The organism is Bradyrhizobium lupini (genome assembly GCF_040939785.1).
In the GTDB taxonomy this organism is placed as follows: domain Bacteria; phylum Pseudomonadota; class Alphaproteobacteria; order Rhizobiales; family Xanthobacteraceae; genus Bradyrhizobium; species Bradyrhizobium canariense_D.
This window is the reverse complement of record NZ_CP162553.1, coordinates 1,982,549-2,005,033: the sequence shown is the minus strand read 5'-3', so window position 1 is coordinate 2,005,033 and position 22,485 is coordinate 1,982,549. Positions and strand designations below refer to the sequence as shown.

Here is a 22,485-nt window from a genome sequence, read left to right as displayed (position 1 = left end):
TGTGCGGGGCTCCCGAACATGATGCGCGGGACGAGAAGTGTGGGCCAATTCATACTTAATACGGCCAGATCGTGACCAATGTTGTTTGGGCGCGATAACGCGCCTAGTATTGCAGCAGGCAATTCGAGGGGGCTCGAACAGTCGTGAATGTACGTTCACAGGACGGCGCGCTCGGCGACCTGAGCTTCGAGGTCGGCCCGCAAGCACACAGGACATCCAACATCGTGGCTGATTCCGCAGTCCAGGAATTGCGTGTCGCTGGCCGCGAGCGGCTGATCGTCGTCGAGGACGATCCGGTGACGCGGACGATGCTGGTCGGCTATTTCAGCGAGAACAATTTCGACGTGGTCGGCGCCAGCTCCTGCGCGGAATGCCGCCAGGCGCTGCGGACGCGGACCGATCTCGTCTTCCTCGACGTGCAGCTGCCCGACGGCGACGGTTTCGATCTCGCCAAGGAGATCCAGGCGACCAGCAACGCGGGCATCATCTTCGTGACCCGCCGCGACACCGACGTCGATCGCATCCTCGGCCTCGAGGTCGCGGGCGACCACTACGTCACCAAGCCGATCGATCTGCGCGATCTGCTCGCGCGCGCGCGAAGCGTGCTGCGGCGGCGCTCGATCGACCGCAAGGCGGCGCGCAACCACAATTCGATCGCCTTCGGCGACTGGATCATCGACCTGACGCGGCGCGAGCTGCTCGGCAGCGACGGCAAGCCGGTGGCGCTGACGCGCGCCGAATTCGACCTGCTCGCAGCGCTCGTCGGTGCCGACGGCAGGCCGCTTAGCCGCGACTATCTGATCGAGGTCGTCAGCAATCGCCAGGCCGAGGTCGACATCCGCACCGTCGATGCCTTGGTGGCGAGGCTGCGCCGCAAGCTCGTCGGCAGCGGCACGCCCGTCATCACCACGGTCACCGGGGTCGGCTACAAGCTCGCGCTGAGCGAACGGCTCTAGAGCCGGGCGCAGCACGAAACGGTGCCGGCTGAGCCGTCGGCTTCAGCCACTGAAGCCGACCAGGAACCGAATGGCGAGAAAGGCCGACAGCGCCACGGCGCCGGTCGCGAAGATTGCAAACAAAACTCTCAAACTATTGTGCATGATCTCTATTCAGGTTCGGTTTCAAAGTCCGGTTTCAAAAATGTCGTTCGTCCAATCGCTGCTCGTCTCAAGGCAGGCGACTCTAATTCTATTGGCGTGATGCGATCCGTTTCCACTTGGCTTCGACGCGAGCCTTGATGATGCGGACCCGGGCTTCCTGTGCCGCCCAGTATGCCCTGCTCGCGACCGCCGTGCCTTGACGGTAACGTGCGTAAACGTCCTTCGGCTGCGCCGGTCTCTTTTGATTGTGCGCTGACTTCAAGACGGTGGGCGCCGGAGTTGGCGCCGGTGCCACATCTGGGACGGCGGCAGCCTGGTTTCCCACATTCATCGAGTTCATAGAGACAAGACGATTACGGGCGCGATGACAATAAACCTGGGAGCGCGGCGTCATGGACTCCTCGTCATGACCGGCTCGATATTTCATCAGGGCGCGGCAAAGGTCCCCGCCTGCCAGGCGCCATGCGCGGCTCAGATAGAGAACGCCATAGTGGATGTTGATATCGGGCTCTGCGAGCTCTGCGTTATGTCCCCGAAATCCGAGCATCGCTGCCGTTTCGGGTCGAATTTGCATGAGGCCGATCTCGCCGACGGCGCCAATGGTGCCCGGATTGTATCCGCTTTCAACGAAGACGACGGCCTCCGCGATGTCGGCGGGCAGATCGGTCCTGGCCGTTTCTCTTTCGATAATTTTTCGAATCGCCGCCCGCGAGGCCGGCGTCTCTCCAGCGCCGAGATCTGCATCGTGACCGCCAGCCGCCAACGCCGGTTCCGCGGCGTTCAGAGCGCTGCCCTGAGCGTGCACGGAGGTGGATGCCAACCAAAGCACAGCGATCGCAACGTGTGTCCACGCCGCGCGGGCATTGATGTGTGTTCGATCCCGCAGCATGGACATGTATTATATCTTTCGAGTTAACAACCGATTTTCTGGCGGCCTGGCTCGGACGGCGCGACCGGCCAGCGGCGCAATGAAGCTATCGCGACCGCGAGCTCTGGTCGGTTGATGTGCTTGGCGCAGCCCCGGCCAATTTGTCGTCGACCGCATAGAGTGTGCAGGTGGGTGACCATTTTGTGCAGGCGCCAAGTGAATCGCGCTGGGCGTCGTCGGCGGTCGCGCGCCCCGTACGCCAGCCGTAACCGCCGTTCGGCGACACCGCAAAAGCCTTGTGCGGCATCGTGCTGGCGAGATAGCGCGCGAACTCGGCCCGCGCGGCCTCGCTGAGCTGGCCCGGCGGCGGCAGCGGATCGGGCGGGCTCAGGACGTCGTGGCCGAGACCTCGCTCGCGCAGGAAGGCGTCGAGATAGGGCGTCCATTGCGGACGGCTCACCACCGAATAGAGATAGTGGCCATCGTCGCCGTAAGGCGGCGCTGCGACGAATTTCGCGTTGCCGCCGCTGGCGCGAAATCCGTCATGGAGGCGGCGCGCGAGGTCGGGACCGAAGTACGAATCGTTGGCGGCGTAGACCCACAGCATCGGCGCGCGGGAGGTTTTGCCGAACGTGGCGAAGGCCTGCACCAGCCCGTTCGGATTGCAGACGTCGTCATCGTCGCGCGAGCCGCGCCCGCCGGCAAAGCTGATCGCGGCGGCGAGACCCGCTGGCGCCTGCGCGGTCAAGGCGACAGTGGCGAACCCGCCGGCGGAATGGCCGGCCGCGATCATGCCCGAGGTGGTGACGTCGGCCCTGCGCACCATCGCCTCGATCGCCGCGCGCAAATCCGCCACCGCGACCGCCGCCGCCGGCAGATAAGCGGCATTGGCGCAGCCGCCGACGCTGTCGACGCGCCCGCCGGGCGAGGTGCCGTAGCCGCGCCGCATCACGATCAGCGCGGCGAAACCGCGCCGGGCATATTCGAGAGCGATGCCGTAATATTTGTGCGCGGACATCGTCGCGCGATCGTCGAAACTGCGCGGCGAGCCGTGGCTGAGCAGCGCGAGCGGATAGCGCTTGGTCCCGGCTGGCCGGACCAGGAACGCCTCCAGGCCCTGCGGTCCGGCCTCGGCCATCGGGATACGCAAGTCCTCGGTGTAGAACTCCGCGGCCATTGCATCGGGCACGATGCCAGCCGTCGCAAACCAGGCCATCAGAACAACCAAGAGCCTCTGAAACAGCGTCATGCCCCGACTCGAAAAGCCCCGATCAAAAGACCATAGCATGATCCCAGGAACGGCCGCCCCATCGCGGGTGTTGTGCTCTTGGCGGGGGCTTGGCCGATGCTATGGTATCGCGCAATTCTACGACAGGACGAGGTATATCCAGTGGCTGATGTTCATCCCGCGGCGGGCAAGCAGGCCTCGCCGGACGCGCTCACCAACGTTCCGCGGCTGGTGACGGCCTATTTCGCCGGCAAGCCTGATGTCGCCGATCCCGCGCAGCGGGTGGCGTTCGGCACCTCCGGCCATCGCGGCACCTCGTTCAAAACCAGCTTCAACGAGGGCCATATCCTCGCGACGACGCAGGCAATCTGTGATTACCGACGTGAAAAGGGGCTGACCGGTCCGCTCTTTATCGGCATCGACACCCATGCGCTGGCCGAGCCGGCGCTGGTCAGCGCCGTCGAGGTGTTCGCGGCCAACGGCGTCGACATCATGATCGACAAGGACGGCGGCTACACGCCGACGCCGGTGATCTCGCATGCGATCCTGACCTACAACAAGGGCCGCACCTCCGGCCTTGCCGACGGCGTCGTCGTCACGCCTTCGCACAATCCGCCCGAGGACGGCGGCTACAAATACAATCCGCCGCATGGTGGACCGGCCGACACCGACGCGACCTCCGTGATCGAGAAGCGCGCCAATGCCTATCTCGCCGACGGCCTCAAAGGCGTGAACCGCATCGACTACGCCAGGGCACGCAAAGCCGCGAACGTCCACGCCTATGACTTCGTCACACCCTATGTCGCCGATCTCGGCAACGTGGTCGATCTCGACCTGGTCAAATCCGCCGGCGTGAATATCGGCATCGATCCGCTCGGCGGCGCCGCCGTGCATTACTGGCATCCGATCATCGAGCGCTACGGCCTGAAGGCGACCGTGGTGAACGAGGCGATCGACCCGACGTTCCGTTTTATGGCGGTGGACTGGGACGGCAAGATCCGCATGGACTGTTCCTCGCCTTACGCGATGGCGAGCCTGATCGCGATGCGCGACCGCTTCGACGTCGCCTTCGCCAACGACACCGACGCCGACCGCCACGGCATCGTGACGCGCACCGGCGGCCTGATGAATCCGAACCATTATCTCGCGACCGCGATCTTCTATCTGTTCGCGCACCGCCCGAACTGGGGCAAGGGCGCCGCGATCGGCAAGACGGTGGTGTCGAGCTCGATCATCGACCGCGTCGCGAAAAACTCGGCCGCAAGCTGGTCGAGACCCCGGTCGGCTTCAAATGGTTCGTCGACGGCCTGCTCACGGGCGGCTTCGGCTTCGGCGGCGAGGAGAGTGCAGGCGCCTCGTTCCTGCGTCGCGACGGCACGGTGTGGACCACCGACAAGGACGGCATCATCCTCGGCCTGCTCGCGGCCGAGATCATGGCCAAGACCGGCCGCGATCCGAGCCAGCTCTTCAACGATCTCACCGTCGAGTTCGGCGTGCCCCATTACGCGCGCATCGACGTCGCCGCCACCACGCCGCAGAAAAACATCCTGAAGTCCGTCACGCCCGAGCAGCTCGCCCTGAAGGATCTCGCCGGCGATCCCGTCCGCGCCACCCTGAGCAAGGCGTCCGGCAACGGCCAGCCGTTCGGCGGCATCAAGGTCGAGACCGATTTCGGCTGGTTCGCCGCAAGGCCGTCAGGCACCGAGGACGTCTACAAGATCTACGCGGAGAGTTTTCGCAGCCCCGAGCACCTGAAGGCGATTCAGCAGGAGGCTCAGACAGGGTTGGCGAAGGTGTTCGGGGCGTAGTCGTCGAGCCAAAGCGCCGCTGCCACTGCTCCCCCGGGGGGGGGAGACTCGCCGCATCAACAGGTGTCATCACCCGCGAAAGCGGGTGATCCAGTACGCCGTGGCGCCAGTTGAGTAAACCAACAACCGCCGCGGAGTACTGGATTCCCCGCTTTCGCGGGGAATGACAGCGGAACAGATTTGTATACACGATGCGAGATAAAGGTATTATAATACGCTCCCATCCGCCCTTGAACGATTCCATTCCTCCGCTATTGTATACATAACGTATCCACAAGCCTTGGAGTGAACCGGTGACAAAACCCTTCCCGATGAACGCCTGGTATGCCGCCGCCTGGGACGCCGATGTGAAGCCGGCACTGCTGCCGCGGACGATCTGCGGCAAGCACGTCGTGATGTACCGCAAGGCCGATGGTTCGGTGGCTGCGCTGGAGGATGCCTGCTGGCACCGCCTGGTGCCGCTGTCCAAGGGTAGGCTCGAAGGCGACACCGTCGTCTGCGGCTATCACGGCCTGAAGTACAACGCGCAAGGGCGCTGCACCTTCATGCCCTCGCAAGAGACCATCAACCCGTCGGCCTGCGTGCGCGCCTATCCGGTGGTCGAGCGTCATCGCTACATCTGGCTCTGGATGGGCGATCCCGCGCTGGCGGATCCTGCGCTGGTGCCCGACCTGCACTGGAATCACGACCCCGCCTGGGCCGGCGACGGCAAGACCATCCACGTCAATTGCGACTATCGCCTCGTGCTCGACAACCTCATGGACCTCACCCATGAGACGTTCGTGCACGGCTCGTCCATCGGCAACGAGGCGGTTGCGGAGGCGCCGTTCGACGTCACCCATGGCGAGAAGACGGTGACGGTGACGCGCTGGATGCGCGGCATCGAGGCGCCGCCGTTCTGGGCCAAGCAGCTCGGCAAGTCCGGGCTCGTCGATCGCTGGCAGATCATCCGCTTCGAGGCGCCGTGCACCATTGCCATCGACGTCGGCGTGGCGCCGACCGGCACCGGCGCGCCCGAAGGCGACCGCTCGCAAGGCGTCAACGGCTTCGTGCTCAACACCATCACGCCGGAGACCGAGAAGACCTGCCACTATTTCTGGGCCTTCGTGCGCAATTATCAGCTCGGTGAGCAGCGCATCACTACCGAGATCCGCGAGGGCGTCTCCGGCATTTTCCACGAGGACGAGCTGATCCTCGAGGCGCAGCAGCGCGCGATGGACGAGAACCCGGATCGCATCTTCTACAATCTCAACATCGACGCCGGCGCGATGTGGACGCGCAAGCTGATCGACAAGATGGTGGCAAAGGAAAATCCGCCGCAGCATCTTCAGGCCGCGGAGTAAGCCGACATGGCCGAGCGCGAGGTCGACCGCTCCGTCTCGCAGACCGTGAAGGCGCAGCTCGCGCTGCGCGACCAGCTCCTGTCGGGCTCGTTGCGCCCGGGCGAGCGCATCTCCGAGCTCCAGGCGGTGGAGACCACCGGCGCCTCGCGCACCCCGGTGCGCATGGCGCTGGTGCGGCTGGAGGAGGAGGGCCTCTTGGAGGCGATTCCCTCCGGCGGCTTCATGGTGAAGGCGTTCTCCGAGCGCGACATCTCTGATTCCATCGAGCTGCGCGGAACGCTGGAAGGGCTCGCCGCGCGCTTTGCCGCCGAGCGCGGCGTCTCCGCGCGCGAGCTCGAGCCGCTGAAGGAGTGCCTCGCCGCGATCGACGAGTTGTTGCGCCAGGTCCCGATCTCGGTGGATGCGTTCTCGTCCTATGTCACTTTGAACGCGCGCTTCCACGCCCTGCTCACCGAATTGTCGCGAAGCCCGCCGCTGATCCGGCAGATCGACCGCGCCTCGTCGCTGCCGTTTGCGTCCCCGAGCGGTTTCGTGATGGCGCAGTCGGCGCTGCCCGAGGCACAGCAAATCCTGATCATCGGGCAGGAGCACCACCGCGTCGTGATCGACGCCATCGAGAACCGCGAAGGCGCCCGCGCCGAAGCGGTCATGCGCGAGCATGCGCGGCTCGCGGTGCGCAATTTGCGGCTCGCACTGCGCAACCGGACCCATCTCGACCTCTTGCCGGCGCTCGCGCTGATCAGGTCCGCAACCGATTGAGGGGAGTGCCATGCGCTTCATCGAAACCTGGATTCCGGCGACGCTCGTCTCGATGCGCGATCTCGCACCCGGCATCCGCGAATTCCTGATCCGGCCCGACCAGTTCGACGGCACGGCCTATCCGGTCGGCAGCCACATCAATATCAGCGTTACCATCGACGGGCAGCCCGAGACGCGGTCCTATTCGCTGGTCGGGGAAGCCTCGTCCCAGGGTCTAAGGATCGCCGTGCGCCGCGCCCAGGACTCGCGTGGCGGCTCGCGCTATATGTGGTCGTTACGGCCGGGCGCGCGGCTCGACATCACGACGCCCGCCTCGCTGCTCGCCGTCGATTGGGCACGCCAAAACTACTGCCTGATCGCCGGCGGCATCGGCATCACCCCGATCCTCGGTGCCGCGCAGGCGCTGGCCCGGCGCGGCACCGATGTCACGCTGCATTACGCGGTGCGCTCGCGCACCGAGGCCGCCTATCTCGACGATCTCGCCGCAACGCTGGGTGATCGCCTGGTCGTTCACGCCAGCGATGAGGGCAAGCGGCTCGATCTCGACGCCCTGTTCGCCTCGGTGCCCAAAGACACGCTGGCGCTGTTCTGCGGCCCGATGCGGATGCTGGATGCCGCGCGCCACGCCTGGATCGGCGCCGGCCATCCGCTTCCCGATCTCCGCTACGAGACGTTCGGTTCGAGCGGCACGCTGCCGACCGAGACATTTCGCGTGCGCCTGAAGGGCTCCGATGTCGAGCTGGAGATCCCGCGCGAGCGCTCGATGCTTGATGTCCTCAACGCCAGCGGCCACGACGTGATGTACGACTGCAAGCGCGGCGAATGCGGCCTGTGCGCCATCGACGTGGTCGCCATCGACGGCGAGATCGACCATCGCGACGTCTTCTTCAGCGACCATCAGAAGCAAAGCAACCAGAAGATCTGCGCCTGCGTTTCGCGCGCCCGCGGCACCATCACGGTGGACACGCTGCTGCGGGCGGATCCGGTCTGAGGTGAGGTCGTCATGCCCGGGCTTGTCCCGCCTGCGCGGTCGGAGCCGCTTCGGCGAGGCGAAGGCCCGGGCATCCACGTTCTTCGTGCGATGTCGTAGGTGTGGATGGACAGGCCCGGCCGTGACGCCGTGAATGCTTTGGTGGCTACGCCGCGTAGGTCGCCCGCAACTTCTTCGGATCAAGCAGCGCCAGAACGCCATCCGCCGACACCGGCCGGCTGATGAGATAACCCTGCACCTCGTCGCAACCGATCTGGCGCAGATATTCGAGCTGGTCGGCGGTCTCGACGCCTTCGGCGACCACGCCGATGCGCAGGTCGCGCGCGAGCCCAATCACCGATTTCACGATCGCGGCGCAGTCGGGCTGCACCAGCATGTCGCGGATGAAGGACTGGTCGATCTTGATGCGGCTGAACGGCAGCTTGCGCAGGTAAGTCAGCGAGGAGAAGCCGGTGCCGAAATCGTCGAGCGCCACGGTGACGCCGAGCTCCAGCAGCGCGTTCAGGACCGACGCGGCCGAGGCGTATTTCGACAGCAGCATCGATTCCGTGATCTCGATCTCGAGCCGGTGCGGGGCGATCTTCGCGTCCGCGAGCGCCTGCACGATGATCTGGAGGAGGCCGTTGTTGTGAAACTGCGCGGCCGAGAAATTCACCGCGACCCTGATCTCTTCGGGCCACTCGGCAACCGTCGCGCAGGCGCGGCGGACGACCCATTCGCCGATCTCGTGGATCAACCCGGTTTCCTCGGCGATCGGGATGAATTCGCTCGGCGGCACCAGCCCGCGCTGGGGATGCTGCCAGCGCAGCAGTGCCTCGAAGCCGGTGATGCGGTTGCCGCCGAGGTCGAGGAACGGCTGGAACACCAGGAACAGCTCGTCCCTGGCGATGGCGCCTTCCAGATCCGATTGCAGCGCTTTGCGGTCGCGTGACGAGCGGTCGTCGGCTTCCTCGAAGAAACACACCGTGCCAGGTCCGGCCTTCTTGGCGCGGTAGAGCGCGGTGTCGGCGTTCTTCATGATGTCGAGTTGCGTGCTGCCGTCACGCGGCGCCAGCACGATGCCGACGCTGGTCGCGCCGACGATCTGGCGGCCCTCGATCTGGAACGGTTCATCGAAGGCCGCGACGAAGCGCTCGGCGATCTCGAGCGCATCCTCCGGCCGCGCCCGATTGGCCATCACCAGCGCGAACTCGTCGCCGCCGATGCGTGCGACATGCTCGGCCGCGCGGGTGCAGCGTTGCAGGCGGCTCGCGATCTGGACCAGAAACTCGTCGCCGGCGGGATGGCCGAACTTGTCGTTGACCTCCTTGAAACGATCGAGATCGAGCAGAAGCACCGCGAATTCCTCGCCGGACAGAGCGAGCCGCTTCAAGGCTGCATCGAGCGTTTCGTTGAACGCGACGCGATTGGGCAGATGGGTCAGCGAGTCCTGCCGCACCGTACGCTCGGCCTCGATCTGCCGCATCACGCGCCGTGCGAACGCGATCGAATTGACGAACACGCTGCGCAGCAGCACTGATCCGTAGACGACCACCAGGAAAGCGATCAGCAGAAACGCCGGATCGCCATTCCTGCCGAGGCAGATCGCGATGCCAGCGAAGATCGGGGCCGTGAATGCGATCGCGGCGATCGGGATGGTGGCGAAGGCCAGCGCGCCCCCCGCCAGCATCCCCGAGCAAAGGCAGGTGATGACGAGCTGCCCGCCCGTTGAGGCATTGACGAAGAATGCGACCGGAACGGTGCCCCAGGCGGCGCCGAGGATGAAAGCATTGCGCACCAGCCGATGCATGGCCCGGCGCGAGACGAATTGCGGTTTGGTGATGCGGCGCGCGGCATGGGATTGCAGGCCGAACGCGATCGCGGCGCCCGCCACGATGGCGGCCCAGATCAAGGCCAGCTTCAAGTCCGGCGAATGCCACAGCGCGACGACGAGTACCCCGGCGTTGCAGGCATTGGCCAGCATGATGCCGACCGAATAGCCGAGCACCAGCGACATCTGTTCGGCGCGGATATGGCCGGCGACGGCTTCGTCGGTTACGGGACCGCCAAAGGCCGACAGATCACCGGCGAACAGCCGCGCGAAATAGCTGGTCGTTTGAGTCCGCATTCCAGAGCCTAGCAGCATGGGCCGCTTGTCCGGCCCGGTCAGGAGAATTCGCTGCAAACCTTTGACGAACTATGAATTATCCAAACTTGCGACGATTGCTCTGACCACTTCTGCGTGTTCGCGATATTGTATCGATAACAAATCGATACAAATGCGGCGCCTCGCGTTACGGCTGTGACGGGAGGCTATGTTCGCTACCAATTCCGCTGTCATGCCTCGCCTTGTGCGCACTTGCGCACTGGGGCGGGGCATCCAGTACGCCGCGGCCTATCGGATCAATCAAGCCTGTCTCGGAGTACTGGATCGCCCGGTCAAGCCGGGCGATGACAGTTGTGCTTCAGGCATCACCGCCCCAACTGCTTCGGATCGTAATAGAACCGCTCTTCGATCAACTGATCGCCCCGCCAGGTCTGCCATGCGATCTCATCCAACGTTCGGATGATGCCTTCGGCATTGGTGAAGCTGAATCTCCAGCGCGTCGCGACATGATCCCCTTCGATCAGGCTCGGCCCAATGCGCACCGCCTTGACCTCCTTGAAGGCTGCCAGCACGCCGCGCTCCTTGGCGGCGAGCTTGTCGCGTCCGACCACGGGATCGCCCTGGTTTTCATAGGTGGCGGCGTCCGGCGTGTAGTAGTCGAGGATCGCCCCGACGAAATCCCCGTCCTCCAATCGTTTGGCAAAAGCTTCGACGACATCACGGCTCGGCATGGTGCACCTCACGAATAAAACCGACTGCTGGTCGGTAAATACCGACCGACGGTCGAAAAGTCAACTGGCTGTCCTCGTCCATTTCGACTACAGCAGACCCATGGCGAAACAGGCGGAGCGGCGGGCTGCGACATCGGAGGCGATCCTGACGGCGGCGCGCCGCCTGTTCGGGACGCAAGGCTTTGTCGCGACGACGATGGACGAGATCGCCGAAGCCGCCCACGTCGCCAAGGGCGCGGTGTATCATCACTTCAAGACCAAGGAGGCGGTGTTCGAAGCGGTGTTCAATGAGGTCTCGCGCGACCTCGTCGCCGAAATCGACTGCACGGCCCGTGCCGAGAAGGACGTGCTTGCCGCGATGGTCGCCGGCACCCAGCATTATTTCGCCGCGACCGCGAAGGGCCCGACCGGCCAGATCATCCTGCGCGACGGCCCGGCCGTGCTCGGCTGGGAGCGCTGGCGCGAGATCGACGCCAAACATTTCGGCGGCAAGCTGCCGCGCGCGATTGCGGCGGCGATGGAGGCCGGCCTGATCGCGCGGCAGCCGGTCGAGCCGCTGGCCCGGCTGCTGCTCGGCGCGGTAACGGAGGCCGCCGTCGCCTGCGCCGGACGCGCCGATATCGCAAGGGCGGGTGCGGAATATGCCCGTGCGTTCAGGTCGCTGGTCGAGGCGCTGCGCGTGGCTGCATGATCGTGCTAAGTGATGATTGGAAACGCCCGTCAACAAAAAGAACAGTAGCGCATGAACGCAACTTCCTCCCTGACACCCTCCGACCCTGAATTCGACTACATCATCGTCGGTGCCGGCTCTGCCGGCTGTGTGCTCGCCAACCGGCTGTCGGCCAACGGCAAGCACAGCGTGCTGCTGCTCGAGGCAGGCCCGAAGGATTCCAACATCTGGATCCACGTGCCGCTCGGCTACGGCAAGCTGTTCAAGGAAAAGACCGTCAACTGGATGTACCAGACCGAACCGGAGCCTGAGCTGAAGGGCCGTCAGGTGTTCCAGCCGCGCGGCAAGACGCTGGGCGGATCGAGCTCGATCAACGGCCTGCTCTATGTCCGCGGTCAGCACGAGGATTACGACAGATGGCGTCAGCGCGGCAACGCCGGCTGGGGCTATGACGACGTGCTGCCCTATTTCAAGAAGGCCGAGAACCAGTCGCGCGGCGCCGATCAATACCACGGCAGCGGCGGCCCGCTGCCGGTCTCCAACATGGTGGTGACCGACCCGCTGTCGAAGGCCTTCATGGATGCCGCGGTCGAGACCGGTCTGCCCTACAATCCTGATTTCAACGGCGCCACCCAGGAAGGCGTCGGCCTGTTCCAGACCACGACGCGCAACGGCCGCCGCGCCTCGACGGCGGTGGCCTATCTCGGCCCCGCCAAGGCCCGTCGCAATCTCAAGATCGAAACTGGCGCGCTTGGCCAGCGCGTGCTGTTCGAGGGCCGCCGCGCGATCGGCGTTGAATACCGTCAGGGCGCCACATTGCGCCGCGCCCGTGCGCGCAAGGAGGTCGTGCTGTCGAGCGGCGCCTACAACTCGCCGCAGCTGCTCCAGCTCTCCGGCGTCGGACCCGCCGACCTCCTGCGCAAGCACGGCATCGACGTCGTGCTGGACGCGCCGGGCGTCGGGCACGATCTCCAGGACCACATGCAGGTCCGCATCGTGATGCGCTGCTCGCAGAAGATCACGCTGAACGACACCGTCAATCATCCGCTCCGCCGCACCATGGCTGGCGCGCGCTATGCGCTGTTCCGCAAAGGCTGGCTGACGATCGCGGCCGGCACGGCGGGCGCGTTCTTCAAGACCAGTCCGCGGCTGGCCTCGCCCGACATCCAGGTCCACTTCCTGCCGTTCTCGACCGACAAGATGGGCGAGAAGCTGCACGATTTCTCCGGCTTCACGGCGTCGGTGTGCCAGCTCCGTCCCGAAAGCCGCGGGTCCTTGCGCATCAAGAGCGCCGACCCGACAGTGCCGCCGGAGATCCGCATCAACTACATGTCGACCGAGACCGACCGCACCACCAACGTGGAAGGCCTGAAGATCCTGCGCAAGATATTGCATGCACCGGCGCTGAAGCCGTTCGTGGTCGACGAGTACGATCCCGGAGCGAAGGTGTCCACGGATGCCGAGCTGCTGGACTATTGCCGTGAGCGGGGCAGCACCATCTACCATCCAACCTCGACCTGTCGTATGGGCAATGATGCGCTCGCGGTGGTCGATCAGCGGCTGAAGGTGAGGGGCCTCGAAGGCCTCCGAATCGTCGACGGTTCGATCATGCCCGATCTCGTGTCGGGGAACACCAACGCGCCGATCATCATGATCGCCGAAAAGGCCTCCGACATGATATTGGAGGATGCGCGGTAAACTCGCGTCTTGAGAGGATTTGGGCTTGGCTACGCGATTCAAGATCGGCACACGCAAGAGCGCGATGGCGCTGGCACAGACGGAAGAGATCGCGCGCCGCCTGACCGCCGCCATGCCCGATCTCGACGTCGAGATCGTCAAGTTCGACACCACGGGCGATCTCGACCAGACCAGCAAGCTGTTGCCCCATGGCGGCAAGGGCGGTGCCTTCGTGGCGCAGATCCGCGCCGCGGTGCTGTCGGGCGAACTCCACGCGGCGATGCATTCGCTGAAGGACATGCCCGGCAACGAAGACACGCCCGGCCTCGTGATCGGCGCCACGCTCTCGCGCGATCCTCCCAACGACGCGCTGGTGCTGCGTGACGGCGTGACGCTGGAGGCGTTGCGCCAATCTCGTGGCAAGGGTTTCAAGATCGGCACCAACGCCGTCCGCCGCGCCGCCTATGCGCGGCGGTTGTTTCCGGACGTCGAGATCATCCACTTCCGCGGCGCCGCGGACACGCGCGTGCGAAAACTCGACAATGGCGAGAAGCAGCGCCTGCCGGATGGCGGCGCGGTGGGGCCTGCGGATGCGCTCATCATGGCGCGGTCCGGCCTCGACCGCGTCGGCCTTTCACAGCGCATCGCCTACGAGTTTACCGCAGCCGAGATGCTGCCGGCAGCGGGGCAGGGCATCGTCGCCGTCGAATGCGCCGCGCAGGACTGGCAGACGCGTCGCATCCTCGCATCGATCGACGATCCCGCTGCCCACGCCTGCGCCGATGCAGAGCGCGAGGTGCTGTGGGTGCTGAACGGCCATTGCAATTCGCCGGTGGCGGGCTTTTCGACCATTGCGGGTGATCAGATGTCGCTCACCGCGTCCGTGCTCGATCTCTCCGGCAACACCATCATCGAAGCCTTGCGTTCGGGCCCCACCAATCGCCCACGCGAACTCGGCCGTGCGGTGGGACTGGATCTGCTGGCCAAGGGCGCCGCGGAGATCATCGAGCGCAGCCGGCCGCGCTAAGTCGGCCGCGAGGCGGGCATCGGTGGATGATGGCATCATGCGCCTGTTTTGCCCGACGGGTCAAATGTTGGCGCGCTCTGATGCGATGACGGCGCACCTGATTTCAGTCCGCCCTAAGTCATTGATCGGGCGTGGCCTCTCTACTGTGCATGGGGTTGTTTTCGCGTTTTTTTGTTTTTCCGCTCCCCAGGCGCAAAATAAATCAGCCCCGAACCCGCTTCAGCATCTGCTCGACATGGGCGATCGGCGTCTCCGGCTGGATGCCGTGGCCGAGATTGAAGATGAACCGCCCTTGCGCGAAATTCGCCAGCGTGTCGTCGACCGCGCGGTCGAGCGCGGCGCCGCCTGTGATCAGCACCAGTGGATCGAGATTGCCCTGAACCGCAACCTTGCTCTGCACGCGCTCGCGGATGAAGGCCGGCTCCGCGGTCCAGTCGATGCTGACGGCGTTGACGCCGGTCGCCTCGATGAACCCGGGCAGTTGCGCACCGGCACCGCGCGGAAAGCCGATGATCTTGGCGTCCGGCACCTTGGCGCGCACGCCTTCGACGATGCGCCGGGTCGGCTCGACCGACCAGCGCGCGAACTCGGAGGGTGGCAGCACGCCGGCCCAGGTGTCGAAGATCTGCAAGGCGTTGGCGCCGGCCGCAAGCTGCGCCAGCAGATATTCGATCGAGTTCTCGACCAGCACGTCAATGATCTCGGCGAACGCCTCCGGATGCCGGTAGGCCATCATCCGCGCCGGGGCCTGGTCGGGCGTACCCTGGCCGGCGACCATGTAGGTCGCCACCGTCCACGGAGCGCCGCAGAAGCCGATCAGCGCGATCTTGGGATCGAGCGCGCTGCGCACGATCTTGAGGGCCTCGAACACCGGCGCGAGCTTGCCGAAATCGGCGTGCTTCGCCAGTGTTGCGACCTTGGCGGGATCATCCAGCGGTTCGAGCCGCGGACCCTCGCCGACCTCGAAGCGCACGGAACGTCCGAGCGCATAGGGGATCACCAGGATGTCGGAGAAGATGATCGCCGCATCGAAGCCGAACCTCCGGATCGGTTGCAGCGTCACCTCGGCGGCAAGCTCCGGGTTGAAGCAGAGATCGAGAAAGCCGCCGGCCTTGGCGCGCACCTCGCGATATTCGGGCAAGTAACGGCCGGCCTGCCGCATCATCCAGACCGGCGGAACGACCTGCCGCGGGCCGGAGAGGACGTCGATGAATGGTTTGGTCGCAGACTGGGGCACGAACGGTCCTGAAGATGGTTAGGGCTCCTGATACACCGCCACGGCCCGAAGCGGAACAGGGGAACCAAGCGCAATTGGGCCGCGTTGACCAGCCAACGGAGGACGAGACCATGGCTGAGACATTCAACCCCGCGCCGCATGACAAGCACGCCGACGATCTGCACGAAGCGCTCGCCGCCGACCGCCACGCCAAGCTCGACGCCGGTCTGAAAGATACCTTCCCGGCGTCCGACCCCGTGAGCGCCGCCCAGCCGACGCCCTCGAAGGCCGATGCGGAGGCCGACAATCCCTCGCTCTGGGACAAGGTTAAGGCGATCTTCAGCTAAGGCGGAGAGCGCCGGATTCCGATAGGTTTGCTAATGCCTTGTTAGCGATGCGCTGATTCCGGCGTCCGTACGACTACGGAAAGCCGGGGACATCACTGCATATTTCTCCCGGTGTTTCAGAGTTCAATAACAGAAGCAGCAGAGTTTCCGGTCATCGGAGAATTCTGCTGCATGAGTGCTGTAACCCAAAGAGCCGGATGGAGCCGCCTGCCGCTGCGGGCGGCTGCGTTCGTCGCGCTGACCTGCGTGGCCATCCTCGGCGTCAGCGGCTGGCGGGAATGGGCGGCCCGCGACGCGGTGCTCAAAGGCGCCGAGGCAGAAATGGCGAACGTTGCGCGCTCGCTGACGCAACATGCCGAGGACAGCCTCGATCTCCTGGATTCAGGCGTCGTCGGCGTCGTCAGCCGGCTGGAGATGGACGGCACCGAGCCGGCCACGATCGCCAAGCTCCGAAACCTGCTGGAGGCGCGAAAGAAGGCGATAGAGCGCATCCATAGCCTCGCCATCATCGACGAGCGCGGCAACTGGTTGACCTCGCCTGGCACGATCGGCTCGACGCTAAACGACGACGCGTTCTTCCGATATCACCAGCTCTCGCCGAAACGGGAGCCCCATGTCGGCCGTCCCGTGAAGAGCCTGCTCGACGGTGAGTGGGTCGTGACCCTGTCGCGCCGTTTCAACAAGCTCGACGGCAGCTTCGGCGGCGTGGTGCTCGCGACCATCAGCTCGGGATATCTCTCGCATTTCTACGAACAGTTCGAGATCGGCCGCAACAGCTCGGTGGCGCTGACGCACGGCGACGGCCTGATCATCGCGCGTAACCCCAGCAACGACAGGTTCGTCGGTCGCAGCGTTGCCGATACGCCGCTGTTCCGCGATACCGCCTTGCAGCGGCCGGGCGGCGCCTACCATTTCAAGTCGCCGCTCGACGGTGCCGACCGGGTCAGCTTCTTCAAGCGCTCCGGCCGTTATCCGCTGGTCCTGCTCGCCACCGTCGACAAGGCCGAATTGCTGGCGCCCTGGCGTGCTGCGGCGATCTCCCGCATGCTCTACGTGCTCGCGCTGGTCATGCTGATCGCGATCATCGGTGCGGTGTTGGTGCGGCAGCTGCAACGGGGCCAGAGTATGGCGGCCGCGCTGGTCGAGAAGGAAGCGCATTTCCGGCTGCTTGCCGAAGGCTCCAGTGACATGGTGACCCGTATCGGGCTCGACGAGCGGCTGCGCTATGTCTCGCCGTCATCGATTGGCGTCGTTGGCTGGCGCGCCAATCAACTGATCGGTACCCTCGCGCTGGCCGGCATTCACCCGGACGACCGGCCGCAGGTCCAGGCCCTCGTCGACGCCATGAAGCGCGGCGATGCGGAGGAGGCGCGGGTCACCTATCGCAATGTGCACCGGCAGAACTCGGAAGTCTGGCTCGAATCGACCATGCGGGTGACCCGCAAGGAGAATGGCCGCGTCGACGGCGTGGTCGCGATCTCGCGCGACATCACCGAGCAGAAGAAGCTCGAGACCCGGCTCGAAACGCTCGCGATCGAAGACAGCCTCACCGGGCTTGCCAATCGCCGCCGCTTCGATGAACGATTGAAGGAGGAGTGGGCGCGTGCCTATCGCGAGCGCTCCAGCCTCTCTTTGCTGATGATCGACGTCGACCACTTCAAGTCTTACAACGACGACTACGGCCATCCCGCGGGCGATGCCTGCCTCCGGCAGGTGGCCCAGATCATCGCTGCTGAGGCGCAGCGTTCCGGCGATCTTGCGGCGCGTTACGGCGGCGAGGAGTTCGCCATGTTGTTGCCGAACACCGACGCTGCGGGCTGCGCCCTGATCGGCGACCGGATTCGACGGGCGATCCGTGATGCGGGCCTGGTCCACACCAGCAACCATGTGGCTGGCTGCGTCACCGCTTCGCTCGGCGGTGCTGCGTGCCGGCCGGCGCTGGAGCGCACGGCCGGCGTCGCCTCGCTGGTCGAGGCCGCCGACCAGGCGCTCTATGCCGCCAAGGAGGCCGGGCGCAACCGGCTGATGATGTCGGGCGAGGTGAGTAACCTTCTTCTCAAGGCGTCCGGTCAGTAAGCCCGCTCAATAATGCGGCGGACGCTCATTGGCGGCTCCCGGCGCATTCGCCTCGGCCTCCTGCAGCCGCTCGCCGAGCTCTGCGATTCTCCGCGTCAGCGCGTCGATCTGCTTCCACTGCGCGGTGATGGTCTGGTTCAGCGTCTCAATCGCGTCGTCCTGATAGGCGAGGCGGGTCTCCAGCGTGTCGATGCGCTCGCCGAGCGTCTTGATCTCATTCGTCACGTGCCGCGTCCTTGTCCCGTTCGCGCAATCCACATTCTTGCAAACCGTGGCCGAGCGCGACACGCTCATCGAACACGAAGCATTCGCCGCGCCAGCGACTCTGAGCCTCCGGCACCTCTTCCAGATATTTGAGAACGCCGCCCTTGAGGTGATAGACCTCGGCAAAGCCGCGCGCGAGCAGGTGTGCGCTCGCCTTCTCGCAGCGGATGCCGCCGGTGCAGAACATGGCGATTCTGCGGTGTCTGGCGGGATCGAGCTGCTCGGCCGCAAAATCTTTGAACTGGCCAAAGCTCCTGATGCCGGGGTCGAGCGCGCCCTCGAACGTCCCCATCGCCACCTCGAAGGCGTTCCTGGTGTCGAGCACCAGCGTATCCGGCGCTTCGATGAGCGCGTTCCATTCGGCCGCATCGACATAGGTGCCGACCTGCCGCGTCGGGTCGGCGCTTTCGTCGCCGAGCGTGACGATCTCCTTCTTCAACCGCACCTTGAGCCGGCCGAATGGCATCTTCTCGGCGGTCGAGAACCTCAATTCGAGATTGTTCAACCTGCCGCCGAACATGTCGCCGTGAGCGAGCTCTTGGGTAAGCGCGTCGATCGCCTCGCCCGCGCCCGCGACCGTGCCGTTGATGCCCTCCTGCGCGAGCAGCACGCTGCCCTTTAGCTTCAGGCCGGCGCAGAACGCGCGCAGCGGCTCGCGCAGCTCGCGGTAATCGGGCAGGGCGGCGAATTGGTAGAAGGCGGCGACCTTGTAAATCATGGCGCCCGTTTAGCAGGCGGGGCTCGCCCGGAAAACCCGCATCGAGCAGCTCTATTCCCGGCGGATGGCAGGCATTTCCCTGGCATGCCAGCATTGCCCCGGCCGGCCGGAATGTGTCATGTAGGCCCGGTTTTTCCGAGATGGCGCGCCATCCGCACCAGACGCCCAATGAGAGCAGAATTCGATGAGAAACTTCCATTTCCCCGGCAGGTCCACGGTCCACGCCACCAACGCGATGGTGGCGACCTCGCATCCGCAGGCGTCGCTTGCCGCGATCGAGGTGCTGCGCGAGGGCGGCACGGCGGTGGACGCGGCCGTCGCGGGTTCGGCCATTCTCGGCGTGATCGAGCCGCAATCGACCGGCATCGGCGGCGACTGCTTTGCGCTGATCCAGCCGCGCGGCGAGGGCAAGATCATCGCCTATAACGGCTCCGGCCGCGCCCCGAAGGCGGCGAACGCCGATTGGTATCTCGAGCGCAAGATCAACTCCGTGCCGCTGACCTCGGCGCATTCGGTCTCGATCCCCGGCGTGATCGACGCCTTTGCAACCGTCTTGCGCGATCACGGCAAGTTCGGCTTCGACCGGCTGCTTCAGCCCGCGATCAAGGCGGCCGAGGAAGGCTACGTCGTCGCCCCCCGCATCGCCTTCGACTGGAAGAACCAGTTCGAGAAGCTGAAGGCCGGCACCAACACGGAGCGGTATCTGCTGCCGCACGGCAAGCCGCCGGTGGCCGGCGACGTCATCCGCCAGGCCGAGCTCGGCAAGACGCTGCGGGCGATCGCCAAGGACGGCCGCGACGCCTTCTACAAGGGCCCGATCGCGGAAGACATGGTGGAGACCCTGCGCGGGATCGGCGGCCTGCACACGATCGACGATTTCGCCGCGCACACCACTGAGACGACGACGCCGATCGGCACCATGTACAAGGGCTATGACGTCTGGCAGTGCCCGCCGAACGGACCCGGCCTCACCATGCTGCTGATGCTGAACATCCTGTCGCGTTTCGACCTGACGAAATACGCGCCGCTCAGCATCGAGCGCTTCCACCTCGAAGCCGAGGCCGCGCGCATCGCCTACATGCATCGCGAGCTGCATGTCGCCGATCCCGAGCATATGCAGATCGAGGTCGCCAGGATCCTCGCCAAGGAATACTGCAACGAGCACATCGACAAGATCCGCATGGACGGCATGCTCGACCTGCCGAACGTCGCGCCGCCGATGAACCCGTCGACCATCTACATCACCGTCGTGGACAAGGACCGCAACGTCTGCTCCTTCATCAACTCGGTTGCGCATTCCTTCGGCTCGGCGATCGTCTCGAACAAGACCGGCATTTTGCTCCAGAACCGCGCCGGCGGCTTCCGCATCCAGCCCGGCCACCCGAATTGCATCGCCGGCGACAAGCGTCCACTGCACACGATCATGCCAAGCCTGCTCACCAAGGGCGGCCGTTCCGTGATGCCGTTCGCGGTGATGGGCGGACAATATCAGCCGGTTGGCCAGACCCATGTGGTGACCAACATTCTCGATTATGGCTGCGACGTGCAGGAGGCGATCGATATGCCGCGCGGCCTGCATTATGAAGGTCAGTACCAGCTCGAGGACAGCGTGCCGGCCGCCATTGTCGAAGGCCTGAAGAAGCTCGGCCACAAGACCACCAGCGTCGTCGGTCCGCTCGGCGGCGCGCAGGCGATCTGGATCGACTGGGACAAGGGCACGCTCACCGGCGGTTCCGATCCGCGCAAAGACGGTTGCGCGCTCGGATACTGACCACCGCGCACGGAGTTCCCCGCGCGAGATCAGGAAAAGTTGACGAAGGGCGACGCGGCATTTGCTGCGTCGCCCTTTCTCGTTCGGAACGGAGCTCATTGCTTCAGGTTAAGGGCCGATGAGCGGTGCAGGCGTGCGCTGCTCTTGCTCGAAGCGGCGGAGGCCCTCCATGTCCGAAAAATCAGGTTCCGGACCGTCCGGATTCGATCGGCGCGCCTTCATGGCCGGCGTTGCCGGCAGCGCGCTGGTCCCCATGACGGCGCGTGCGGCCGCGCAGGATGCGAGCGTGTCGGCCGCCCAGGATCCGGCGCTTCCTGTCGATGTCACGCTGCGGGTCAACGGCAAGGACAAGCGCCTGCGCATCGACGCCCGCACGACGGTGCTCGACGCGCTGCGGGAGCATCTCAAGCTCACCGGCAGCAAAAAGGGCTGCGACCACGGCCAATGTGGTGCCTGCACGGTACTGATCGACGACCGGCGCGTGGTGTCGTGCCTGACGCTCGCGCTCGCGGCCGAGGGGCAGGAGATCACCACGATCGAGGGCCTTGCCACCGACGATCATTTGCATCCGATGCAGCAGGCCTTCGTCGACAACGATGCGTTTCAATGCGGCTATTGTACGCCGGGCCAGATCATGTCCGCCGTGGCCTGCGTCCAGGAGGGGCATGCGGGCAGCGAGGCCGACATCCGCGAATACATGAGCGGCAACATCTGCCGCTGCGCCGCCTATCCCAACATCGTCGCCGCCGTGAAGCAGGCCGCGCCCGAGATCATGAAAGGCTAAGCGCATGCGACCGTTTTCGTATCAAAAGGCAACAGACTCCGACATGGCCGTGCAGGCGCTCAGCGCTGCCGCGGCTGCGAACAATCCGCTGACCAAGGCTACAGCGCAGCCGCTCGCGGGCGGCACCACTCTGATCGATCTGATGAAGCTCGACGTGATGCGGCCCGCCGCGATCGTCGATATCAATCCGCTGGCGCGGGGCTGGTCGGCGATCGAGCCCGGCAGTGACGGCTTGCGGCTCGGCGCGCTCGCGAAGATGTCCGACGTGGCCGCGCATGCCGAGATCCAGCGCCACTATCCGGTGATCGCGAATTCCCTGAAGCTCGCCGCCAGCGCCCAGCTGCGCAACATGGCGACGCTCGGCGGTAACGTGATGCAGCGAACGCGTTGCAGCTATTTCCGCGACGTTTCCTATGAGAATTGCAACAAGCGCAATCCTGGTTCGGGCTGTGCCGCCATGGACGGCGTCAATCGCATGCATGCGGTGCTCGGTACGTCCGATCAGTGCATCGCGACCTATCCCGGCGATTTTGCGCAGGCGCTGATCGCGCTCGATGCGATGGTCGAGATTACCGGCAGGTCCGGAACGCGCAACCTGCCGTTTGCGGATTTGCACAAGGCACCCGGCAGGACGCCCGACATCGAGACCACGCTTCGGCCCGGTGAGCTGATCTCTGCGTTCTCCGTTCCCGGCCGCTGGCCGCGCTCGGTGTATCTCAAGGCGCGCGACCGGCAGTCCTACGAGTTCGCGCTGTCGTCGGCTGCGGTCGCGCTCGACGTGCAGGATGGCACGATCAGGGACGCGCGTGTCGCGCTCGGCGGCGTCGCCACCGTGCCGTGGCGGGCGCGCGAGGCGGAGGCGCTGCTGAAGGGACAGAAATTCGACGACGGTCTGGCGCAGCGTGTGGCCGATGCCGCGTTTGCGGACGCCAGGGGCCGCCAGCACAACAGCTTCAAGATCGCGCTCGGCAAGCGCGTGGTGGCGCGCGCGCTCCAGCAGGCCGTAACGATGGAGATCTGA

At 65.2% G+C, this 22,485-nt stretch carries 19 protein-coding genes and 1 pseudogene; 13 read left to right on the top strand and 7 right to left on the bottom strand.

Annotation, left to right across the window (positions count from 1 at the left end; genetic code table 11):
- Positions 1 to 143 precede the first annotated feature (143 nt).
- Entirely contained in the window at positions 144 to 956 is an 813-nt protein-coding gene (locus AB3L03_RS09745; protein ID WP_085349962.1) for a response regulator transcription factor, read from the top strand.
- A gap of 232 nt (positions 957 to 1,188) precedes the next feature.
- Here AB3L03_RS09745 and AB3L03_RS09740 read toward each other — a convergent pair whose 3' ends face one another.
- Both AB3L03_RS09740 and AB3L03_RS09735 read right to left on the bottom strand, forming a co-directional pair.
- The gene (locus AB3L03_RS09740) at positions 1,189 to 1,995 is read right to left on the bottom strand and encodes a transglycosylase SLT domain-containing protein (RefSeq protein ID WP_231188821.1); all 807 of its coding nucleotides are present in this window, start codon (positions 1,993 to 1,995) and stop codon (positions 1,189 to 1,191) included.
- Between the two features lie 79 nt (positions 1,996 to 2,074).
- Positions 2,075 to 3,217: a S9 family peptidase gene (locus AB3L03_RS09735; protein WP_085357448.1), complete on the bottom strand. Its 1,143-nt coding sequence runs from the start codon at positions 3,215 to 3,217 to the stop codon at positions 2,075 to 2,077.
- 141 nt (positions 3,218 to 3,358) lie between these two features.
- On the opposite strand from AB3L03_RS09735, the pseudogene pgm reads away from it, so the two are divergent.
- The 4 genes and pseudogenes from pgm to AB3L03_RS09715 all read left to right on the top strand — a co-directional run bounded on the left by pgm (position 3,359) and on the right by AB3L03_RS09715 (position 8,097).
- Positions 3,359 to 5,004: pseudogene (gene pgm, locus AB3L03_RS09730) on the top strand (phosphoglucomutase (alpha-D-glucose-1,6-bisphosphate-dependent)).
- Positions 5,005 to 5,297: 293 nt separating this feature from the next.
- Positions 5,298 to 6,347, top strand: coding sequence for an aromatic ring-hydroxylating dioxygenase subunit alpha (locus AB3L03_RS09725; RefSeq protein WP_198957655.1), 1,050 nt, complete (start codon positions 5,298 to 5,300; stop codon positions 6,345 to 6,347).
- A gap of 6 nt (positions 6,348 to 6,353) precedes the next feature.
- A complete protein-coding gene (locus AB3L03_RS09720) occupies positions 6,354 to 7,106 on the top strand; it encodes a GntR family transcriptional regulator (RefSeq protein WP_204513794.1) in 753 nt (250 codons plus the stop codon).
- 10 nt (positions 7,107 to 7,116) lie between these two features.
- Positions 7,117 to 8,097, top strand: a complete 981-nt coding sequence (locus tag AB3L03_RS09715; RefSeq protein WP_204513795.1) for a PDR/VanB family oxidoreductase — start codon at positions 7,117 to 7,119, stop codon at positions 8,095 to 8,097.
- Positions 8,098 to 8,242: 145 nt separating this feature from the next.
- On the opposite strand, the gene AB3L03_RS09710 is transcribed toward AB3L03_RS09715, so the two are convergent.
- Both AB3L03_RS09710 and AB3L03_RS09705 read right to left on the bottom strand, forming a co-directional pair.
- Complete coding sequence (locus tag AB3L03_RS09710; RefSeq protein ID WP_204513796.1) at positions 8,243 to 10,204, bottom strand: bifunctional diguanylate cyclase/phosphodiesterase; 1,962 nt, start codon at positions 10,202 to 10,204, stop codon at positions 8,243 to 8,245.
- A gap of 344 nt (positions 10,205 to 10,548) precedes the next feature.
- Positions 10,549 to 10,914, bottom strand: coding sequence for a nuclear transport factor 2 family protein (locus AB3L03_RS09705; protein ID WP_018455021.1), 366 nt, complete (start codon positions 10,912 to 10,914; stop codon positions 10,549 to 10,551).
- Positions 10,915 to 11,014: 100 nt separating this feature from the next.
- On the opposite strand from AB3L03_RS09705, the gene AB3L03_RS09700 reads away from it, so the two are divergent.
- From AB3L03_RS09700 to hemC, 3 genes are read left to right on the top strand one after another with little or no spacing between them, the layout of a single operon-like run.
- Positions 11,015 to 11,605, top strand: coding sequence for a TetR/AcrR family transcriptional regulator (locus AB3L03_RS09700; protein ID WP_368508476.1), 591 nt, complete (start codon positions 11,015 to 11,017; stop codon positions 11,603 to 11,605).
- 51 nt (positions 11,606 to 11,656) lie between these two features.
- Positions 11,657 to 13,282, top strand: coding sequence for a GMC family oxidoreductase (locus tag AB3L03_RS09695; protein ID WP_204513797.1), 1,626 nt, complete (start codon positions 11,657 to 11,659; stop codon positions 13,280 to 13,282).
- Positions 13,283 to 13,307: 25 nt separating this feature from the next.
- On the top strand, positions 13,308 to 14,288 hold the full coding sequence (hemC, locus tag AB3L03_RS09690; RefSeq protein ID WP_085357454.1) for a hydroxymethylbilane synthase: 981 nt from the start codon (positions 13,308 to 13,310) through the stop codon (positions 14,286 to 14,288).
- 202 nt (positions 14,289 to 14,490) lie between these two features.
- On the opposite strand, the gene hemE is transcribed toward hemC, so the two are convergent.
- Positions 14,491 to 15,525: a uroporphyrinogen decarboxylase gene (gene hemE, locus AB3L03_RS09685; protein ID WP_368508475.1), complete on the bottom strand. Its 1,035-nt coding sequence runs from the start codon at positions 15,523 to 15,525 to the stop codon at positions 14,491 to 14,493.
- A gap of 110 nt (positions 15,526 to 15,635) precedes the next feature.
- Between hemE and AB3L03_RS09680 the strand changes: the two genes are divergently transcribed.
- Both AB3L03_RS09680 and AB3L03_RS09675 read left to right on the top strand, forming a co-directional pair.
- Positions 15,636 to 15,851 (top strand): hypothetical protein, encoded by a 216-nt coding sequence (locus tag AB3L03_RS09680; RefSeq protein ID WP_007595236.1) that lies wholly within the window; start codon positions 15,636 to 15,638, stop codon positions 15,849 to 15,851.
- Positions 15,852 to 16,022: 171 nt separating this feature from the next.
- Complete coding sequence (locus tag AB3L03_RS09675) at positions 16,023 to 17,927, top strand: diguanylate cyclase (protein WP_368508474.1); 1,905 nt, start codon at positions 16,023 to 16,025, stop codon at positions 17,925 to 17,927.
- Positions 17,928 to 17,933: 6 nt separating this feature from the next.
- On the opposite strand, the gene AB3L03_RS09670 is transcribed toward AB3L03_RS09675, so the two are convergent.
- Together AB3L03_RS09670 and AB3L03_RS09665 are read right to left on the bottom strand one after the other, a co-directional pair.
- Positions 17,934 to 18,152 (bottom strand): SlyX family protein, encoded by a 219-nt coding sequence (locus AB3L03_RS09670; protein ID WP_007606917.1) that lies wholly within the window; start codon positions 18,150 to 18,152, stop codon positions 17,934 to 17,936.
- Positions 18,142 to 18,909, bottom strand: a complete 768-nt coding sequence (locus tag AB3L03_RS09665) for a rhodanese-related sulfurtransferase (protein ID WP_204513800.1) — start codon at positions 18,907 to 18,909, stop codon at positions 18,142 to 18,144. The genes AB3L03_RS09670 and AB3L03_RS09665 overlap by 11 nt, the downstream gene beginning before the upstream one ends.
- A gap of 184 nt (positions 18,910 to 19,093) precedes the next feature.
- Here AB3L03_RS09665 and ggt point away from each other — a divergent pair, with 184 nt between their 5' ends.
- From ggt to AB3L03_RS09650, 3 genes are all read left to right on the top strand, one after another.
- On the top strand, positions 19,094 to 20,680 hold the full coding sequence (gene ggt, locus AB3L03_RS09660; protein ID WP_247299611.1) for a gamma-glutamyltransferase: 1,587 nt from the start codon (positions 19,094 to 19,096) through the stop codon (positions 20,678 to 20,680).
- Positions 20,681 to 20,849: 169 nt separating this feature from the next.
- Positions 20,850 to 21,464, top strand: a complete 615-nt coding sequence (locus AB3L03_RS09655) for a (2Fe-2S)-binding protein (RefSeq protein WP_247299610.1) — start codon at positions 20,850 to 20,852, stop codon at positions 21,462 to 21,464.
- A gap of 4 nt (positions 21,465 to 21,468) precedes the next feature.
- Positions 21,469 to 22,485 (top strand): xanthine dehydrogenase family protein subunit M, encoded by a 1,017-nt coding sequence (locus AB3L03_RS09650; RefSeq protein WP_368508473.1) that lies wholly within the window; start codon positions 21,469 to 21,471, stop codon positions 22,483 to 22,485.

What these genes read in the sequence shown, in the direction of transcription:
- AB3L03_RS09740 (WP_231188821.1), bottom strand. Translation starts at nt 1,995, where the DNA reads ATGTCCATGCTGCGGGATCGAACACACATCAATGCCCGCGCGGCGTGG.
- AB3L03_RS09735 (WP_085357448.1), bottom strand. Translation starts at nt 3,217, where the DNA reads ATGACGCTGTTTCAGAGGCTCTTGGTTGTTCTGATGGCCTGGTTTGCG.
- AB3L03_RS09720 (WP_204513794.1), top strand. Translation starts at nt 6,354, where the DNA reads ATGGCCGAGCGCGAGGTCGACCGCTCCGTCTCGCAGACCGTGAAGGCG.
- AB3L03_RS09715 (WP_204513795.1), top strand. Translation starts at nt 7,117, where the DNA reads ATGCGCTTCATCGAAACCTGGATTCCGGCGACGCTCGTCTCGATGCGC.
- AB3L03_RS09710 (WP_204513796.1), bottom strand. Translation starts at nt 10,204, where the DNA reads ATGCGGACTCAAACGACCAGCTATTTCGCGCGGCTGTTCGCCGGTGAT.
- AB3L03_RS09705 (WP_018455021.1), bottom strand. Translation starts at nt 10,914, where the DNA reads ATGCCGAGCCGTGATGTCGTCGAAGCTTTTGCCAAACGATTGGAGGAC.
- AB3L03_RS09700 (WP_368508476.1), top strand. Translation starts at nt 11,015, where the DNA reads ATGGCGAAACAGGCGGAGCGGCGGGCTGCGACATCGGAGGCGATCCTG.
- AB3L03_RS09695 (WP_204513797.1), top strand. Translation starts at nt 11,657, where the DNA reads ATGAACGCAACTTCCTCCCTGACACCCTCCGACCCTGAATTCGACTAC.
- AB3L03_RS09680 (WP_007595236.1), top strand. Translation starts at nt 15,636, where the DNA reads ATGGCTGAGACATTCAACCCCGCGCCGCATGACAAGCACGCCGACGAT.
- AB3L03_RS09675 (WP_368508474.1), top strand. Translation starts at nt 16,023, where the DNA reads ATGAGTGCTGTAACCCAAAGAGCCGGATGGAGCCGCCTGCCGCTGCGG.
- AB3L03_RS09665 (WP_204513800.1), bottom strand. Translation starts at nt 18,909, where the DNA reads ATGATTTACAAGGTCGCCGCCTTCTACCAATTCGCCGCCCTGCCCGAT.
- ggt (WP_247299611.1), top strand. Translation starts at nt 19,094, where the DNA reads ATGAGAAACTTCCATTTCCCCGGCAGGTCCACGGTCCACGCCACCAAC.
- AB3L03_RS09655 (WP_247299610.1), top strand. Translation starts at nt 20,850, where the DNA reads ATGTCCGAAAAATCAGGTTCCGGACCGTCCGGATTCGATCGGCGCGCC.
- AB3L03_RS09650 (WP_368508473.1), top strand. Translation starts at nt 21,469, where the DNA reads ATGCGACCGTTTTCGTATCAAAAGGCAACAGACTCCGACATGGCCGTG.